The organism is Citrobacter sp. Cc139, assembly GCF_030334645.1.
In the GTDB taxonomy this organism is placed as follows: Bacteria; Pseudomonadota; Gammaproteobacteria; order Enterobacterales; family Enterobacteriaceae; genus Citrobacter; species Citrobacter werkmanii.
This window is the reverse complement of the sequence record NZ_JAOWDM010000016.1, coordinates 118830-137917: the sequence shown is the minus strand read 5'-3', so window position 1 is coordinate 137917 and position 19088 is coordinate 118830. Positions and strand designations below refer to the sequence as shown.

Annotated in this window: 13 protein-coding genes; 7 read left to right on the top strand and 6 right to left on the bottom strand. The window is 51.6% G+C overall.

The genetic code is table 11. The features are described 5' to 3' along the window. Nucleotides 1-105: 105 nt before the first annotated feature. Nucleotides 106-543, bottom strand: a complete 438-nt coding sequence (locus OGV69_RS01270; RefSeq protein WP_069325399.1) for an acetyltransferase — start codon at nt 541-543, stop codon at nt 106-108. A 157-nt stretch (nt 544-700) separates the two neighbouring features. Here OGV69_RS01270 and metA point away from each other — a divergent pair, with 157 nt between their 5' ends. The 4 genes from metA to aceK all read left to right on the top strand — a co-directional run bounded on the left by metA (nt 701) and on the right by aceK (nt 6720). Continuing rightward, nucleotides 701-1630, top strand: coding sequence for a homoserine O-acetyltransferase MetA (gene metA / locus OGV69_RS01265; RefSeq protein ID WP_069325400.1), 930 nt, complete (start codon nt 701-703; stop codon nt 1628-1630). Between the two features lie 268 nt (nt 1631-1898). Then, nucleotides 1899-3500 (top strand): malate synthase A, encoded by a 1602-nt coding sequence (gene aceB / locus OGV69_RS01260; protein WP_069325401.1) that lies wholly within the window; start codon nt 1899-1901, stop codon nt 3498-3500. Between the two features lie 31 nt (nt 3501-3531). Further along, on the top strand, nt 3532-4836 hold the full coding sequence (gene aceA / locus OGV69_RS01255; protein ID WP_069325402.1) for an isocitrate lyase: 1305 nt from the start codon (nt 3532-3534) through the stop codon (nt 4834-4836). Nucleotides 4837-4938: 102 nt separating this feature from the next. Further along, nucleotides 4939-6720, top strand: coding sequence for a bifunctional isocitrate dehydrogenase kinase/phosphatase (gene aceK / locus OGV69_RS01250; protein ID WP_069325403.1), 1782 nt, complete (start codon nt 4939-4941; stop codon nt 6718-6720). A 44-nt stretch (nt 6721-6764) separates the two neighbouring features. Here aceK and iclR read toward each other — a convergent pair whose 3' ends face one another. After that, nucleotides 6765-7589 (bottom strand): glyoxylate bypass operon transcriptional repressor IclR, encoded by an 825-nt coding sequence (gene iclR, locus OGV69_RS01245; protein WP_069325404.1) that lies wholly within the window; start codon nt 7587-7589, stop codon nt 6765-6767. Between the two features lie 195 nt (nt 7590-7784). Between iclR and metH the strand changes: the two genes are divergently transcribed. Together metH and OGV69_RS01235 are read left to right on the top strand one after the other, a co-directional pair. After that, nucleotides 7785-11468, top strand: coding sequence for a methionine synthase (gene metH / locus OGV69_RS01240; protein WP_069325405.1), 3684 nt, complete (start codon nt 7785-7787; stop codon nt 11466-11468). Nucleotides 11469-11681: 213 nt separating this feature from the next. After that, nucleotides 11682-13310 (top strand): Na/Pi cotransporter family protein, encoded by a 1629-nt coding sequence (locus OGV69_RS01235; RefSeq protein ID WP_038636190.1) that lies wholly within the window; start codon nt 11682-11684, stop codon nt 13308-13310. Between the two features lie 127 nt (nt 13311-13437). Here OGV69_RS01235 and pepE read toward each other — a convergent pair whose 3' ends face one another. Together pepE and OGV69_RS01225 are read right to left on the bottom strand one after the other, a co-directional pair. Further along, nucleotides 13438-14127: a dipeptidase PepE gene (gene pepE, locus OGV69_RS01230; protein ID WP_032942056.1), complete on the bottom strand. Its 690-nt coding sequence runs from the start codon at nt 14125-14127 to the stop codon at nt 13438-13440. Between the two features lie 109 nt (nt 14128-14236). After that, a complete protein-coding gene (locus OGV69_RS01225; RefSeq protein WP_038636193.1) occupies nt 14237-14515 on the bottom strand; it encodes an addiction module antidote protein in 279 nt (92 codons plus the stop codon). 517 nt (nt 14516-15032) lie between these two features. Here OGV69_RS01225 and OGV69_RS01220 point away from each other — a divergent pair. Beyond that, nucleotides 15033-15929 (top strand): alpha/beta hydrolase, encoded by an 897-nt coding sequence (locus OGV69_RS01220; RefSeq protein WP_069325406.1) that lies wholly within the window; start codon nt 15033-15035, stop codon nt 15927-15929. 236 nt (nt 15930-16165) lie between these two features. On the opposite strand, the gene OGV69_RS01215 is transcribed toward OGV69_RS01220, so the two are convergent. Beyond that, nucleotides 16166-17464 (bottom strand): anaerobic C4-dicarboxylate transporter, encoded by a 1299-nt coding sequence (locus tag OGV69_RS01215; protein ID WP_038636199.1) that lies wholly within the window; start codon nt 17462-17464, stop codon nt 16166-16168. Between the two features lie 107 nt (nt 17465-17571). After that, nucleotides 17572-19002, bottom strand: coding sequence for an aspartate ammonia-lyase (locus OGV69_RS01210; protein ID WP_227409164.1), 1431 nt, complete (start codon nt 19000-19002; stop codon nt 17572-17574). Nucleotides 19003-19088: the final 86 nt, after the last annotated feature.

Below are 19088 nucleotides of genomic sequence, written 5' to 3'. Positions count from 1 at the left end.
ATGGGCTTTTTTGCGTCTGTGGTGAACACAGCCGTTGTGACCTGGATGTAGGCCTGATAAGCGCAGCGCATCAGGCAATCACGCACCACGTAAAAACTTGCCCTGCTACCCGCGCACGAGATTGAGCAACGGGTAGGGGCGCCCAAGATCGTCCACCTCTGTACGTCCCGTCACGCTAAATCCCATCTTCTTATAGAATCCAACCGCTTGTTCATTCTGTTCGTTAACGTTAGTTGTTAGCGTGGAACTCATTGATAAAGCATGTTCAATCAATAGTTTACCAACACCACTACCACGCACATCCGGATCGACAAACAGGGCATCTATATGCTGATCGGTCAGGAGCATAAAGGCGACTGGCTCATCCTGCTTTGTCACTGCAACCCATAGAGGGGCTTCTGGTAAAAAAGAACGTACCAGCTGTTCCAGTTCAACCCGATAATCCGCAGAGAGGAAATGGTGCGTGGCATCCACTGAGCGACACCAAATAGAAACTAACTTGTCTCCTTCGTCCTGACGCGAACGACGGATGGTAAAGGTCATAGCATTCTCCTTTTTTCTTTACTGCACTATTCTACAGCAAGGAACCGTGAAACTTTCTCAACTTGAGGATGTAGGCTCGACATTCTGCTAATTCCTGGGTATCTTCAGCTATCTGGATGTCTAAACGTTTAAACGTATGTAGTGAGGTTATCAGGTTATGCCAATTCGCGTGCAGGACGAACTACCCGCCGTCAATTTCTTGCGTGAGGAAAACGTCTTTGTCATGACGACATCCCGCGCTTCCGGTCAGGAAATCCGTCCACTGAAGGTACTTATCCTCAACCTGATGCCGAAGAAGATTGAAACGGAAAACCAGTTCCTGCGTTTATTGTCTAACTCACCGCTACAGGTAGATGTTCAGCTATTGCGCATCGATGCCCGCGAGTCACGCAACACCCCAACGGAGCATCTGAATAACTTTTACTGTAATTTCGAGGATATCTGCGATCAGAACTTTGATGGACTGATCGTTACAGGGGCGCCGCTGGGTCTGGTTGAGTTTAATGATGTGGCTTACTGGCCGCAGATAAAACAGGTTCTTGAGTGGGCTAAAGATCACGTTACCTCGACGCTGTTTGTCTGCTGGGCGGTACAGGCCGCATTGAATATCCTTTATGGCATTCCCAAGCAAACTCGCACGGATAAACTCTCCGGCGTCTATGAGCATCATATTCTGCATCCTCATGCGTTGCTGACGCGCGGATTTGATGATGCATTTTTGGCCCCTCATTCGCGCTATGCCGACTTCCCTGCCGCACTTATCCGCGACTATACCGATCTCGAGATTTTTGCCGAAACGGAAGAGGGCGATGCCTATCTGTTCGCCAGTAAAGATAAACGCATTGCCTTTGTGACGGGTCATCCCGAGTATGACGCGCACACGCTCGGTAGCGAATATTTTCGTGACGTTGAAGCGGGCTTATCCCCGGAAGTACCCTATAACTACTTCCCGAAAAATGACCCGCAAAACAAACCGCGGGCAACCTGGCGTAGCCATGGCAATCTGTTGTTTACCAACTGGCTCAACTATTACGTCTACCAGATCACGCCATATGATCTGCGTCACATGAATCCAACGCTGGATTAATCTTCTGTAGCAGACGATCCTTAAGCGTTTCAGCATGTTGAATCAGGCACCTTCGGGTGCCTTTTTTATTTCCGAAACGCACCTCACTGTGTAATTAAATTTTATTTATATTGTTATCAATAAGTTAATGGATAATTAATTTAAAAATGGAAATTGTTTTTGATTTTGAAATTTAAATGAGTAGTCTTAGTTGTGCTGAACGAAAACCGCACAACGATCCTTCGTTCGCATTGGGGATGTGTTTGGATCACTGACGAGGAACTACGCAATGAATCAACAGGCAACGACAACCGATGAACTGGTCTTCACCAGGCCGCGTGGCGAACAGGAGCAGCAAATCCTGACCGGAGAAGCGGTGGAGTTTCTGACTGAACTGGTGACAAGATTTACGCCTAAGCGGAATAAGCTTCTGGCTGCGCGGATCCAGCAGCAGCAGGATATTGATAACGGTAAGTTGCCTGATTTTATTTCGGAAACAGCTTCCATTCGTGAGGGCGACTGGAAAATTCGCGGTATTCCTGATGATTTACTGGATCGCCGCGTAGAGATTACCGGACCGGTTGAGCGCAAGATGGTCATCAACGCGCTGAACGCGAACGTCAAAGTCTTTATGGCTGACTTTGAAGATTCGCTGGCCCCTGAGTGGAGCAAAGTTATCGACGGGCAGATCAACCTGCGCGATGCGGTCAATGGCACCATTAGTTACACCAACGAAGCGGGTAAAATTTATCAACTTAAACCCAATCCAGCTTTATTGGTGTGTCGTGTGCGTGGTCTGCATCTGCCGGAAAAACACGTCACCTGGCGTGGCGAAGCCATCCCTGGCAGCCTGTTCGATTTTGCACTCTACTTCTTCCACAACTACAAAGCGTTGCTGGCAAAAGGCAGTGGCCCGTATTTCTATCTGCCAAAAACGCAGGCCTGGCAAGAAGCTGCCTGGTGGAGTGAAGTGTTCAGCTATGCAGAGGACCGCTTTAATCTGCCGCGCGGCACCATCAAAGCGACCCTGCTGATTGAAACGTTGCCCGCTGTTTTCCAGATGGACGAAATTCTGCACGCGTTGCGTGATCACATTGTGGGCCTGAACTGTGGCCGCTGGGATTACATTTTCAGCTATATCAAAACCCTGAAGAACCACCCGGACCGCGTGCTGCCGGACCGTCAGGTGGTGACGATGGATAAGCCATTCCTTAGCGCCTACTCGCGTCTGTTGATTAAAACCTGTCATAAACGCGGCGCGTTCGCGATGGGCGGCATGGCTGCGTTCATTCCCAGTAAAGATGCCGAGCGTAACAACCAGGTTCTGAGCAAGGTAAAAGCGGATAAAGCGCTGGAAGCGAATAACGGTCATGACGGTACATGGATTGCCCATCCGGGCCTGGCAGATACCGCAATGACGGTATTCAACGACGTGCTCGGAGAAAACAAAAATCAGCTGTTTGTAACGCGTGAAGAAGATGCGCCAATTACCGCAGAACAGCTGCTGGCGCCCTGTGAAGGTGAGCGTACCGAAGAGGGTATGCGCGCCAATATCCGTGTCGCGGTGCAGTATATCGAGGCGTGGATCTCCGGTAACGGCTGCGTGCCGATTTACGGTCTGATGGAAGATGCGGCCACCGCCGAAATCTCCCGCACCTCCATCTGGCAGTGGATCCACCACCAGAAAACGCTCAGCAACGGCAAGCCGGTGACCAAACCGCTGTTCCGCCAGATGCTGGCCGAAGAGATGCTGGTGATTCAGGACGAACTGGGCGAGCACCGCTACAGCAGCGGGCGTTTTGACGATGCCGCGCGTCTGATGGAGCAAATCACTACCTCTGATGAACTGATCGATTTCTTGACCCTGCCAGGTTACCGCCTGCTGGCTTAACTCACCACATAACAATATGGAGCATCTGCACATGAAAACCCGTAATCAACAAATCGAAGAATTACAGAAAGAGTGGACTCAACCGCGCTGGGAAGGCATCACCCGTCCATATAGCGCGGAGGATGTGGTGAAATTACGTGGCTCGGTCAACCCGGAATGCACGCTGGCGCAGCTTGGTGCGGCGAAAATGTGGCGTCTGCTGCACGGTGAGTCGAAGAAAGGGTATATCAACAGCCTCGGCGCGCTGACCGGCGGCCAGGCGCTGCAACAGGCGAAAGCCGGTATTGAAGCGGTTTACCTTTCTGGCTGGCAGGTGGCGGCAGATGCCAACCTGGCCTCCAGCATGTATCCGGATCAATCGCTGTATCCGGCGAACTCCGTCCCGGCAGTGGTGGATCGGATCAACAACACTTTCCGTCGTGCGGATCAGATCCAATGGTCAAGCGGTATTGAGCCGAACGATCCGCGCTACGTGGATTACTTCCTGCCGATCGTTGCCGATGCGGAAGCGGGCTTTGGCGGGGTTCTGAACGCGTTTGAACTGATGAAATCGATGATTGAGGCTGGTGCAGCAGCCGTTCACTTCGAAGATCAGCTCGCATCAGTGAAAAAATGCGGTCACATGGGCGGTAAGGTGCTGGTACCGACTCAGGAAGCTATTCAGAAACTGGTGGCGGCCCGTCTGGCTGCCGACGTGATGGGCGTGCCGACGCTGGTGATTGCGCGTACCGATGCTGACGCAGCTGATTTGATTACCTCTGACTGCGACGCCTACGACAGCGAGTTCATTACTGGCGAACGTACCTGCGAAGGCTTCTTCCGTACACATGCTGGTATTGAGCAGGCGATCAGCCGCGGTCTGGCCTACGCGCCGTATGCGGATCTGGTGTGGTGTGAAACTTCCACACCAGACCTCGAACTGGCGAAGCGCTTTGCCGATGCCATTCATGCGAAATTCCCAGGTAAACTGCTGGCCTACAACTGTTCGCCGTCGTTTAACTGGCAGAAAAACCTGGATGATAAAACCATTGCCAGCTTCCAGCAGCAGTTGTCGGACATGGGCTATAAATACCAGTTCATTACCCTGGCAGGTATTCACAGCATGTGGTTCAACATGTTCGACCTCGCGCACTCCTATGCGCAGGGTGAAGGCATGCGCCACTATGTTGAGAAGGTGCAGCAGCCAGAATTTGCGGCGGCAAAAGACGGTTATACCTTCGTGTCCCACCAGCAGGAAGTGGGTACCGGCTACTTCGATAAAGTTACCACCATCATTCAGGGCGGCACCTCTTCCGTTACCGCGTTAACGGGTTCCACCGAAGAATCGCAGTTCTGATCAATGCCCGGTGGCGCTGCGCTTGCCGGGCCTACGAAGGGATGTAGGCCGGAAAAGCGTATGCGCCATCCGGCATGACGTTGTGCCGGATGGGAGAAATCGATGACGCGTGGCCTGGAATTACTGATTGCTCAGACAATTTTACAAGGTTTCGACGCCCAGTACGGGCGTTTTCTGGAAGTCACCTCCGGCGCGCAGCAGCGTTTTGAACATGCCGACTGGCATGCGGTTCAGCAGGCGATGAAAAGCCGTATTCACCTTTACGATCATCATGTGGGTCTGGTGGTGGAACAGCTGCGCTGCATTACTGACGGCAAAAGTACCGACGCGGATTTTTTGCTCCGCGTGAAAGATCATTACACCCGGCTCTTGCCGGATTATCCGCGCTTCGAGATTGCGGAGAGCTTCTTTAACTCCGTTTACTGCCGGTTATTTGACCACCGCTCGCTGACTCCCGAGCGGCTGTTTATTTTTAGCTCTCAGCCAGAGCGCCGTTTTCGCACGATCCCCCGCCCGCTGGCGAAAGACTTTTTTCCTGATACCGGCTGGGAGTGGCTGCTTACGCGCGTTCTCAGCGATCTGCCTCTGCGTCTACCGTGGCAGAACAAACATCGTGATATCCACTACATCATCGAACACCTCACCGAAGCTCTGGGTGCGGATGTGTTGCCGCGCTGTCATTTACAGGTGGCGAACGAACTGTTTTATCGCAATAAGGCCGCCTGGCTGGTCGGTAAGCTGATTACCCCTTCCGGGACGCTGCCGTTTTTATTGCCAATCCACCGGACTGACGAAGGCGAACTGTTTGTCGATACCTGTCTGACCACGACGGCGGAAGCGAGCATTGTGTTTGGCTTTGCCCGCTCCTACTTTATGGTTTACGCTCCGCTGCCCGCGGCGTTAGTGGAGTGGCTGCGCGAGATCCTGCCCGGTAAAACCACCGCTGAATTGTATATGGCGATTGGTTGTCAGAAACACGCGAAGACCGAAAGCTACCGCGAGTATCTGCTTTATCTCGCTGATTGCGATGAGCAATTTATCGAAGCGCCGGGGATCCGCGGCATGGTGATGCTGGTGTTTACCCTACCGGGCTTCGACCGGGTGTTTAAAATCATCAAAGACAAATTTGCGCCGCAAAAGGAGATGTCCGCCGCGCACGTCCGCGCCTGCTACCAGCTGGTGAAAGAGCACGACCGCGTCGGGCGCATGGCCGATACCCAGGAGTTTGAAAACTTTGTGCTGGATAAACGGCAAATCGACCCGGCGCTGATGGCGCTGCTACTACAGGAAGCGCCGGAAAAAATTACCGATCTCGGCGATCAGATTGTTATTCGCCATCTGTATATCGAACGGCGCATGGTGCCGCTGAATATCTGGCTGGAGCAGGTCGAAGGCCAGCAACTGCGCGACGCGATAGAAGAGTACGGCAACGCCATTCGTCAGCTGGCCGCCGCCAATATTTTCCCGGGAGATATGCTGTTTAAGAACTTCGGCGTGACCCGCCACGGGCGCGTGGTGTTCTACGACTACGATGAAATTTGCTATATGACGGAGGTGAATTTCCGCCATATCCCACCGCCGCGCTACCCGGAAGATGAGATGAGCGCTGAACCGTGGTACAGCGTGTCGCCGGGGGATGTCTTCCCGGAAGAGTTTCGTCACTGGTTATGTGCCGACCCGCGCATCGGGCCGTTGTTTGAGGAGATGCACGCCGACCTGTTCAGCGCCGACTACTGGCGAGGGCTGCAAACGCGGATCCGGGAAGGTCACGTGGAAGATGTTTACGCTTACCGTCGTCGGCAGCGGTTTAGCGTACGTTATGAAACCGACCGTAGGCCGGATAAGGCCCTTGCGCCGCCATCCGGCAATGTACGCCGCGCCTGATGGCGCTGCGCTTATCAGGTCTACAAATCAGTCCCAACCCTTGCTTATCTAAACCCGCCGTACGCCAGCGTGACTTCTTTTGCTGCTTTGATCGCCATTGCGCCAAACTCGGTCACGCGGTCATCGGTAATACGTGAAATTGGCCCGGAAATGGAGATGGCGGCGAACGGCTCACGGTGTTCATCATAAATGCACGACGCCACGCAGCGCAGGCCCAGCGCGTGTTCTTCATCATCAAAGGAATAGCCGCGCTTACGTGTCTGCGCCAAATCCTCTTTCAGATGGACCGGCGACACCAGCGTGGCATGGGTATACGCGTGTAGCCCTTTGCGGTGCAGCAGACCGGTAACCTGTTCTTCACTCAATTGAGATAAAAATGCCTTGCCCGCGCCGGAGGCGTGCATCGGCAGCTTGCCGCCGATAGGCGCAGACATGCGCATCAACTGGGTGCACTGCACCTGGTCGATAATAATGGCCTGATGGTCACTTTGATCCAGCACGGCCAGGTTTACCGTCTCACCCGAATCTTCCATTAGTTTGCGCAGAATGGGGTGCACAATCGCCAGCAGATTGCGGCTTTGCAAAAAGCTGCTGCCGACGATAAACGCATGCGCACCCACAGCCCAGTGGCCTAATTCGCCCACCTGGCGGACAAAACCTTGCTGCTGCATGGTAGTCAACAGACGGTGGGTTGTTGAGTTTGGCAGACCGGCCTGCTGCGCCAGCTCGGTTAGCGCCACGCTGCCGTTGGATTCCGCAATCCACTCCAGTAGCTTCAGACCCCGGGTCAAAGACTGAACCTGCCCGGTTGCAGGCGTAGTGGCAGCGACGGGTTTTCTACCGCGTTTCGCGGGGACAGGGGCAACCATGGCGGACTCCTTTTCTGTATCGTGGAAATCATTTTCGTTTTATTCGATTATAATGCAAGAATTCCTGTACTGATCGGATGAGTGAAGCTGAACATGTCTCATGTTGGCCGTTGTTCTCTTTTCCGCCTCTCAGGTTTGTGCCAGTATGACCTGTTGAGTTTTTTTCGGTCTGGTTGAGCGTTGTCGGGAGCGAGTGTGAGCAGCAAAGTAGAACAATTACGTCAGCAGTTAAATGAACGTATTCTGGTGCTGGACGGCGGGATGGGCACCATGATCCAGGGATATCGTCTGAGCGAAGAGGATTTCCGCGGCGAGCGCTTCGCCGACTGGCCTTGCGACCTGAAGGGCAACAACGACCTGCTGGTGCTCAGCAAGCCGGAGGTGATTGCCGCGATCCATAACGCCTACTTTGAGGCGGGCGCGGATATCATCGAAACCAACACCTTTAACTCCACGACTATCGCCATGGCGGATTACCAGATGGAATCCCTGTCGGCGGAAATCAACTTTGCGGCGGCGAAGCTGGCGCGCGCGGCGGCAGACGAATGGACGGCGCGCACGCCGAACAAACCGCGCTATGTCGCGGGCGTGCTTGGTCCAACCAACCGTACGGCCTCCATCTCGCCCGACGTCAACGACCCGGCATACCGCAACATTACCTTTGACCAGCTGGTGGCCGCCTATCGCGAATCCACCAAAGCGCTGGTGGAAGGCGGCAGCGACCTGATCCTGATTGAAACCGTCTTCGATACCCTCAATGCTAAAGCCGCTATTTTCGCGGTAAAAACCGAGTTCGAAGCGCTGGGCGTCGAGCTGCCGATTATGCTTTCCGGTACCATTACCGACGCCTCCGGGCGTACGCTTTCCGGCCAGACCACCGAAGCGTTCTATAACTCATTGCGTCACGCCGATGCGCTGACCTTCGGTCTGAACTGCGCCTTAGGCCCGGACGAGCTGCGCCAGTACGTGCAGGAGCTGTCACGCATTGCCGAATGCTACGTCACCGCGCACCCGAACGCCGGGCTGCCGAACGCCTTCGGCGAGTACGACCTCGACGCCGACACCATGGCGACACAGATTCGCGAATGGGCCGAGGCCGGTTTCCTCAATGTGGTTGGCGGTTGTTGCGGCACCACGCCGGAACATATCGCCGCGATGAGCCGGGCGGTAGAAGGTTTACCGCCGCGCAAGTTGCCAGAAATCCCGGTGGCCTGCCGGCTGTCCGGCCTTGAACCGCTGAACATTGGCGACGATAGCCTGTTTGTTAACGTCGGCGAACGTACCAACGTCACCGGTTCAGCGAAATTTAAGCGTCTGATCAAAGAAGAGAAATACAGCGAAGCGCTGGACGTCGCCCGCCAGCAGGTGGAAAGCGGCGCGCAGATTATCGACATCAACATGGATGAGGGGATGCTCGACGCCGAAGCGGCGATGGTGCGCTTCCTCAACCTGATTGCCGGCGAGCCGGACATCGCCCGCGTGCCGATTATGATCGACTCCTCGAAATGGGAAGTCATCGAAAAAGGACTGAAGTGCATTCAGGGTAAAGGCATCGTTAACTCCATCTCGATGAAAGAGGGGGTGGAGATCTTTATCCATCACGCGAAGCTGCTGCGTCGCTACGGTGCTGCGGTGGTGGTGATGGCCTTTGACGAACAGGGCCAGGCGGATACCCGCGAACGTAAAATTGAGATTTGCCGCCGGGCGTACAAAATTCTCACCGAAGAAGTGGGCTTCCCGCCGGAAGACATCATCTTCGACCCAAACATTTTCGCCGTGGCAACCGGGATTGAAGAGCACAACAACTACGCGCAGGACTTTATCGGCGCCTGTGAAGATATTAAACGCGAGCTGCCGCACGCGCTGATCTCCGGCGGCGTCTCTAACGTTTCCTTCTCGTTCCGCGGCAACGACCCGGTACGTGAGGCTATTCACGCGGTATTCCTCTACTACGCGATTCGCAACGGGATGGATATGGGCATCGTCAACGCCGGACAGCTGGCTATCTATGACGACCTCCCGACCGAACTGCGCGACGCGGTTGAAGATGTGATCCTCAACCGTCGTGAAGATGGTACCGAGCGTCTGCTGGAACTGGCCGAGAAATATCGCGGCAGTAAAACCGACGACACCGCGAACGCCCAGATGGCGGAGTGGCGTAGTTGGGACGTGAAAAAGCGCCTTGAATACTCGCTGGTGAAAGGCATTACCGAATTTATCGAGCTCGACACAGAAGAAGCGCGCCAGCAGGCCGAACGCCCGATTGAGGTGATCGAAGGGCCGCTGATGGACGGCATGAACGTGGTCGGCGACCTGTTCGGCGAGGGCAAAATGTTCCTGCCGCAGGTGGTGAAATCAGCCCGCGTGATGAAACAGGCGGTGGCTTACCTCGAACCGTATATCGAAGCCAGTAAAGAGAAAGGCTCCAGCAACGGCAAGATGGTCATCGCCACCGTGAAGGGCGATGTGCACGACATCGGCAAGAACATCGTTGGCGTGGTGCTGCAATGTAACAACTACGAAATCGTCGATCTTGGCGTGATGGTGCCCGCGGAGAAAATCCTCAGAACGGCGCGTGAAGTGAATGCCGATCTGATTGGCCTTTCCGGGCTTATCACCCCGTCGCTGGACGAAATGGTCAACGTGGCGAAAGAGATGGAGCGTCAGGGCTTCACCATCCCACTGCTGATTGGCGGCGCGACCACCTCAAAAGCGCACACCGCGGTGAAAATTGAGCAGAACTACAGCGGCCCGACGGTTTACGTGCAAAACGCCTCGCGTACCGTTGGTGTCGTGGCTGCGCTGCTCTCCGACACCCAGCGCGATGACTTTGTTGCCCGTACCCGTAAAGAGTATGAAACCGTGCGCATCCAGCATGCGCGTAAGAAACCTCGCACGCCGCCGGTAACGTTACAGGCCGCACGTGATAACGATCTGGCCTTCGACTGGGAAAGCTACACGCCGCCGGTCGCGCATCGTTTAGGCGTGCAGGAAGTCGAGGCCAGCATCGAAACGCTGCGCAATTACATCGACTGGACGCCGTTCTTTATGACCTGGTCGCTGGCCGGGAAGTATCCGCGCATCCTCGAAGATGAAGTGGTGGGCGAAGAGGCGAAGCGCCTGTTCCAGGACGCCAACGACATGCTGGATAAACTCAGCGCTGAGAAAACCCTGAACCCGCGCGGCGTGGTGGGGTTGTTCCCGGCTAACCGCGTGGGTGACGACATCGAGATTTACCGTGACGAGACGCGTACGCATGTTATCAGCGTGAGTCATCACCTGCGCCAGCAGACGGAAAAAGTCGGCTTCGCCAACTACTGCCTGTCTGACTTTGTCGCGCCGAAACTGAGCGGCAAAGCGGATTACATCGGTGCCTTCGCGGTGACCGGCGGTCTGGAGGAGGATGCGCTGGCGGACGCCTTCGAAGCGCAGCATGACGACTACAACAAGATTATGGTGAAAGCCATCGCTGACCGTCTGGCGGAAGCATTCGCGGAATATCTGCATGAGCGCGTGCGTAAAGTCTACTGGGGCTATGCGGCGAATGAGAACCTCAGTAACGAAGAGCTGATCCGCGAAAACTACCAGGGCATTCGCCCGGCGCCGGGCTACCCGGCGTGCCCGGAACATACCGAAAAGGCCACCATCTGGGAGCTGCTGGACGTCGAAGCACATACCGGGATGAAGCTCACCGAATCCTTCGCCATGTGGCCTGGGGCCTCGGTTTCCGGCTGGTATTTCAGTCATCCTGACAGTAAGTATTACGCCGTGGCGCAAATTCAGCGTGATCAGGTTGAAGATTATGCCTTCCGCAAAGGTATGAGCGTGGCGGAAGTTGAACGTTGGTTAGCGCCTAATCTGGGCTACGACGCCGATTGATTCACAAAACTGTCATCTTTCTTTACAACAAACAGGGCACTCAATGAGTGCCCTGTCTCTTTCTTACGTTTAAACCCTTATACTGAAAGAACGTTCATCGGCATTGCTTGCTGGATGGCTCATTTTTGTAGGCCTGATAAGCGTAGCGCCGTCAGGCGGTATGTCATTGCGATGAACCTCAGGAACATATAACGATAAGGAGAACCTGATTCCGTGCTAACTCTGTTACACCTGCTTTCTGCTGTCTCTATGCTGGTTTGGGGCACACATATTGTGCGTACCGGCGTGATGCGCGTCTTTGGCGCCCGTTTGCGTACCGTACTCAGCCGTAGCGTTGAAAAGAAGCCGCTCGCCTTTTGTGCGGGTATCGGCGTGACGGCGCTGGTGCAAAGCAGCAACGCCACCACTATGCTGGTGACCTCATTTGTCGCCCAGGACCTCGTGGCGCTTACCCCGGCGCTGGTCATTGTGCTGGGCGCCGACGTGGGGACCGCGCTGATGGCGCGTATCCTGACCTTCGATCTCTCATGGTTATCGCCACTGCTGATTTTCATCGGCGTGATCTTTTTTCTTGGACGTAAGCAGTCCCGCGTGGGGCAACTGGGGCGGGTTGGCATCGGGCTGGGGTTGATTTTACTGGCGCTGGAGCTGATTGTGCAGGCGGTCACGCCGATAACCCAGGCTAACGGCGTACAGGTTATTTTCGCCTCGCTGACCGGCGATATTATGCTGGATGCGCTGATTGGCGCTATGTTTGCGGTTATCAGTTACTCCAGCCTGGCGGCGGTTTTGCTGACGGCAACCCTGACCGCTGCCAGCATTATCTCGTTTCCTGTCGCGTTGTGCCTGGTGATTGGCGCCAACCTTGGCTCTGGCCTGCTGGCGATGCTCAACAATAGCGCGGCTAACGCTGCTGCCCGTCGCGTGGCGCTTGGCAGCCTGCTGTTTAAGCTGGTGGGGAGTCTGATTATCCTGCCGTTTGTTCATCCGTTGGCGAATCTGATGGATGAGCTGCCACTGCCGAAATCTGAGCTGGTCATTTATTTCCATGTTTTCTACAACCTGGTACGTTGCATAGCGATGGTGCCGTTCGCCGAACCGATGGCGCGTTTTTGCAAACGTATTATCCGTGATGAGCCGGAACTGGACGCCCACCTGAAGCCTAAGCATCTGGACATCAGCGCACTGGATACCCCAACCCTGGCTCTGGCCAATGCCGCCCGTGAAGCCCTGCGTATTGGCGATGCGATGGAGCAGATGATGGACGGGCTAAAGAAGGTGATGCACGGCGAACCGCGTGAAGAGAAAGAGTTGCGCAGGATGGCGGACGATATCAACGTACTGTACACGGCGATTAAGCTCTATCTGGCGAGGATGCCAAAGGATGAACTGGCAGAAGAAGAGTCGCGCCGTTGGGCTGAGATTATCGAAATGTCGCTCAACCTTGAACAGGCGTCGGATATTGTTGAGCGTATGGGCAGCGAGATTGCCGACAAGTCGCTGGCAGCGCGTCGGGCATTCTCTGTCGAAGGGCTGAAAGAACTTGATGCACTGTACGATCAACTGCTCAGTAATCTGCAACTGGCGATGTCGGTATTCTTCTCTGGCGACGTGACCAGCGCCCGTCGTCTGCGCCGCAGCAAGCACCGTTTCCGCATCCTTAACCGTCGTTATTCGCATGCGCACGTGGATCGTCTGCATCAGCAGAACGTGCAGAGCATTGAGACCAGTTCCCTGCACCTGGCGTTGCTGGGCGATATGCAGCGTCTGAACTCACTGTTTTGCTCTGTGGCTTACAGTGTGCTGGAACAGCCGGATGAAGACGACGAGCGTGAGTACTAACGAGGACAGATGAAAGGTTGCCCGGTGGCGCTGATGCTTACCGGGCCTACGGATAACCGTCAATGTTGTCGTCTACCTTGATGCCGGATAAGGCGAAGCTACCATCCGGTATCAGACAACAAACCAACTAAAAGCAGTGACCCGCCTCAACGGCAACCGCTTCTTCACCCGCTTTAAAGATATAGGTGGTGTTCGGACCGCCAAGCACGGATTGACCGTTGCTCACCTTGATCCAGTTCCCTTCTGGTAAACCAATCACCGTCAGTTCCGGCGCCACAACCAACAGCTCGCGAATACGCTGTTCACGCGTTTCGCCTTTATGGCCTTCCGGCAGCGCGTTGGTGAAGTGCGGGTTAATCTGCAGCGGGAAAAGACCCAGCGCATCAAAGCCTTTTGGATCGACAATCGGCATGTCGTTGGTGGTGCGGATGGTCTGGCAGGCAAGGTTGGAACCCGCGCTCCAGCCGATGTACAGCGCGCCGCGTTTGACGACATCGACAATCGGCGCCAGCAGTCCGCGCTCGCGGCTCTCTTTCAGCAACTGGAAGGTGTTACCCCCGCCGACAATCACCAGTTCGGCGTTTTCAATGGCTGCAATCGGATCGGCAACGGTATGAATGCCAGTAACGTTAACGCCCATTGGCGCAAAGATGGCTGCCGTTTTCGCCGTGTACTCATCCCAGGTTTGCGTCACGCCGGCAAATGGAATAAACACCGCCGTGCGGCGACCATTCAGTTGCTCTGCGATCAGCGGCAGCGCATGTTCCATCCAGCCTTTGCCCGGCAGCGTCGAGTTACTCAATAAAAGCAGTTCCATCATTTCTCCATGTAATCAGAAAATTACAAACCGCGGTCATGCTACCACTATCGATCTAACGCCTTCCTGATATGGCTCACGATGTTGGAAGAGGAGACAGATGCTGAGACTATTTTTTAAGCGTCAATTCAATACCGAGCGCCTTCATCACTGCAAGCGTAGTTTTCAGCGTTGGGTTACCTTTCTCACTAAAAGAGCGATAAAGTTGTTCGCGGGATAATCCCGTTTCTGCCGCGATGTTCGCCATTCCCTTAGCGCGAGCCACCACGCCCAATGCTTTTGCAATGTACGCTGCATCGCCTGTTTCGAGGGCATCGGCCATAAAAATGGCAATTTCTTCATCATCGACCAGCGCAGTTGCGGGATCGTACTGCGTAAGTTTATTCATGGTGGAAGATCTCTTGATAATCCAGTGAACGGGCGAGCATTCTCCAACAGGTTTGACATCACCAGCTAAACCATGAACCAAACGAAAAAGGCGTGTAGCAATGAGCGTTTTAGCTCTCCTGTCCCGTAAGTTTTTCTCCCAACGCTGGAAAACCATTGTCTGAAGAATTTCCATGAGTACGTTCCATGTATTTTATAAACTACATTCTGAATTGACAAGTTGAGACTAGAGAATAAAAAATGGGGAGTAAGGGGAAATGTTGGATGGAGGAAACAGGAAAGCGCCTCGCAATAATACGTAGTTTTTCAGGACGCTGCGGTTGATACGAGAAACGATAACAGGGGATAGGGGCGGCTTTGTGCCAGGAGCGGAAGTTGAAGATCAGGACCAAGAAAGAAGTTAGGCGGAATTTTTTTGGAGAAAATCCGCTCAGTATGAGTTCTGAAGAAAAAAACAGTGCATACTTTGAGCAATACATTCTTAGGATACCGATCTTCATCTGCATGGATTTTTTGACGTGATTGATTTCATAAGTTTTAACGACCGCTATAAACAACTCAGAACTTTATTACCACTTGCTAAAAATGTAGCTGAATATTTGATAGCAGGACTAAACATTCGCATCTTTGAACCCGCAAGCGCAGTTGAGGATGTTCTTATCGTTTACCACGGTGGTGGAGTCAACTCAGATGCTGGTTACGATATCCTTGCTCATCAGATAAGTCATCGTGGAGCTATTTGTACATGCCTCATAGATATCCGTGGACACGGGCGCTCATTGGGTAACAAAGGTAGCGTTTCTAATCCTGAGCAGGTCTGGCAGGATATCGACACTGTTCTTGAACATGTTCGCGTAAAGTTCCCCTGGGCCAGAGTTCACTTGCTTGGCCATTCAAGCGGAGGGGGGATGTTGATCAATTATTTTACTCGATTCACCCCCTCTCAACAAAGTGACAGCCTGATTTTACTTGCGCCTGAGTTTGGGCCTTTTGCGCCAGCTAAAATTTGCAGAAGAACAATGGTTCCATTCGCGTCTGTGAGCAAGTGGCCTTTCGTACTAAATGCGCTCAGTGTGGGATTACTATGCGGTAACTGTTATGCAGTTACTCTTAATTTTCCCAATGAGGTTATGCTATTAAGACCTGAATTTGTTCAGCGATACAGCGTGAATATGGCGAATGCTTTGACGCCGCGTCAACCTGCAAGGCAAATTGCAGCATTGCCATTACCTGTAACTGTTCTGATAGCTGAAAAGGATGAGCTATTTGATGCAAGACAAATGTCAGAGTTTGTAGAAGGATGTGGTAATCCGAATTTACATAGTAGAATTATTGAGCACAGTAAGCATTTAGACTGCATCTTTGATATTAGTGAAGAAATTCTTCAACATTTGAATAGATGTACATCAAATTAAAGCATATCTTAAGAATTTAGTTCTGCTCAATACGTACTGATTATTATTGAAAACTATTCCCGTGTCCGCTTCTCGCTCTCAGCAGACCTTCAGCGTCAGGAACGTGACTGCAGTGTGCCAGAAGCGGACGTTGTTTTTGATAGCTATTAAGCTATGAATCACTGTTAACCTGTAAATGATAAAATGTTTTGGATTGCATCTTACTATTTCCTATATCTGATTGGTAATCATATAAATTAAAGAATAATTTTTGCCAGGGCAAAACCGATTGGGACTGCAACTAATATAGAGATACAGCCCGGTAAAAAGAATGGATGATTAATTATCTTAGAACCATTCCACCGTTTACTTAAAAATGAGCCAGTATCATCAGTTGCAATTGCAAATGCCGTTGTTGGGTAAATGTTAGTGAGATAAAGTGCACTAACAGCGACGAAACTGGCCAAAATGGCATCAACGCTAATACCAATAGAGGCGGCAATAGGCATCAATAAAGCACATGTTGCGCCCTGACTGAATAACATTGCGCTGGTACAGAAAAAAACTACCGCCAGTAGTCCCGGATACATACGTAACATATCACTGGCTTGTATTTTTATCTCATCGATATGTGCGCCAATAAGTGTACTGCTTAACCACACAATACCTAACACCACAACCAGTGATTCAGCACCAGATTTAAATATAGGTGTGTTCTTCAGTTCTTTCATATCAAGTTTACAGATAAAAACAATTAACGTAGAAACAACAAACATGGTGATGATTATTAGATCACGAGAATTAATTGCATGCCCAACAACCGATTTAAACAGCAACATACAAACTACAAATATAACACCCACCAAAAAAATGACTACCGAGGATTTAGCCCTTGCGGGAACTTCGTTGTTGACATGTTTATTTATAACAATTTTATTTTCTTGCATAACTTTTTTGCAAATGGGGTCATCAGCCAAATTTTCACCTTGTCTGCTGGCGATAAAAGCTGCAACCAGCATAGCAAAAAAAGCTGTGGGAAAAACAATCAACATAGCATCACCAAAACTGACTCCCATTACCTCTACAGTACCATACATAATTGCTGTAGCTGCAGAGATTGGTGAGGCTGTAATTCCTAACTGCGAAGCAACAACAGCAGAACTTAATGGTTGGCTGGGTCTAATACCGTTATCTTTTGCAACTTCCTGAATCACATTCATGACTGACATAGCGGTATATCCCGTACCGGAAAGTACCGTCAGGAAAAAGGTCACTGTTGGCGCAAGAATATTAAGGTAACCTGGATTGTTACGTAATAATTTCTCTGTCAGAGTTACTAAATAATCCATTCCGCCAGCCTGTTGCATTGCAGAGAGCGCTACAATGGTGGACAGAATAATGAGCATGACGTCGACAGGCGGAGTCCCCACAGGAACATCAAAAATAAAAACTGAAATTGCTAATCCAACCCCACCAGCAAACCCTACTCCAATTCCCCCCCAACGGGCGGCAACCATGATAGTCCCCAGCAATAAAACGATATGAAACATTACCATATAATTATCCTGTTTTTATTTTTATTTCACGCAAAGTGGATGCCAAGGTAATGAATTTTTACATTCATTACCTCAAGTCAAAAATAATTATTTATTAAATCGGGTTCCTACAAAATATTCATTTCTTTTTGATACCGCTTAATCACTGCTGTACTTTTTTGTGGGTCAGTCATATTCATTGGATCAAGCAAGTAATCTGCCTGTTCTGGTGTTAACAGATTTTCTGCTAACACGACCTGCTTTACACTGGTCTGCTGCTGAAATGCAGTTTTGGCGATTCTAGATCCTACCTGATAGCCAAATAATGTGGAGATGATAGTCGCAAGCGCTGTACTTTCCTCTGCATAACGGGCGCTCACTTTTTCGTTGATCGCAATACCCTTCAGGCATTTATCAATAAATAACGGTATCCCTTTACTTAATAATGAGCAGGATTCAAAGAGAACTTTCAACAACACAGGTTCCCACACGTTCAGATCAAGCTCACCGCCCTCCACAGCCATCGTCACAGTTACGTCATTACCAATCACCTGATACGCAATTTGATTTATCAATTCAGGTATTACAGGATTAATTTTTCCCGGCATAATTGAAGAGCCCGGTTGGACAGCAGGGACAATAATTTCATTAAACCCCGCTCTTGGTCCTGAACCTTGTATACGAAAATCGGTAGCCATTTTGGAGAGAAACGCAGCTATTTTTTTTAGCTGTGCGGAAAATTCAATATAAAAATCACCGTGCTGAAGACCGTCAAAGAAATCCGATTCTGGCGTGTATTTATCCCCAGTAATGATTTCCAGCCACTGATAAACTGCCGGGATATATCCTTCGTGAGTGGACAGGCCTGTACCTATAGCTGTCGCGCCCAATGGTAAAAACAATGCTTCTTCGCTTACTTCAGCCATTTTTGCTCTAAGTTTGCTGACCTGCGTGCGATAAGCGCCAAACTGCTGGCCAAACGTCATCGGCACTGCATCTTGTAAGCAGGTTCTCCCCAACTTCACCTTGTCAGAAAACAGAAAACTTTTTTCTGACAACACCGCTTCAAGTTCTTCTAATTGAATTAACAATTGATTTATATTCATACGGCTGGTCATTTTCATCGCCGCAGGGATGACGTCATTCGTTGACTGCCCCATGTTAACATGGGTATTTGGGTGAATCTCATCATATCCGCGTTTGCCAGTGATTAGCTCACTGGCCCGGTTTGCGACTACTTCATTCATGTTCATATTGGTTGAAGTGCCGCCTCCCCCTTGAAAAATATCAATAGGGAAATGGGCATCAAAATCGCCGGCCATTACCTCTTTCAACGCAGTAACGATGGCTGACGCTTTCTGTTCATCCAGCGCACCAATTTGTCTGTTAGCCTCTGCTGCCGCTTGCTTGATTGCGGCGATAGACCATAAAAAGTGTGGAATTTCTCCTGCTGTTTTTCCTGACACGGAGAAATTCAGCACCGCACGTTGTGTTTGAATACCATAGTAGGCCTCATCTGGCACCATTAGAGTTCCTAATAGATCTTTTTCTTCACGCATATCTGTTTCTCTTGTGTATTAAGGTTGCCTATACATTAATTTAGCGATGTAACAGATAGTTTGAAGTAGCTCAAAGAAAAAATACC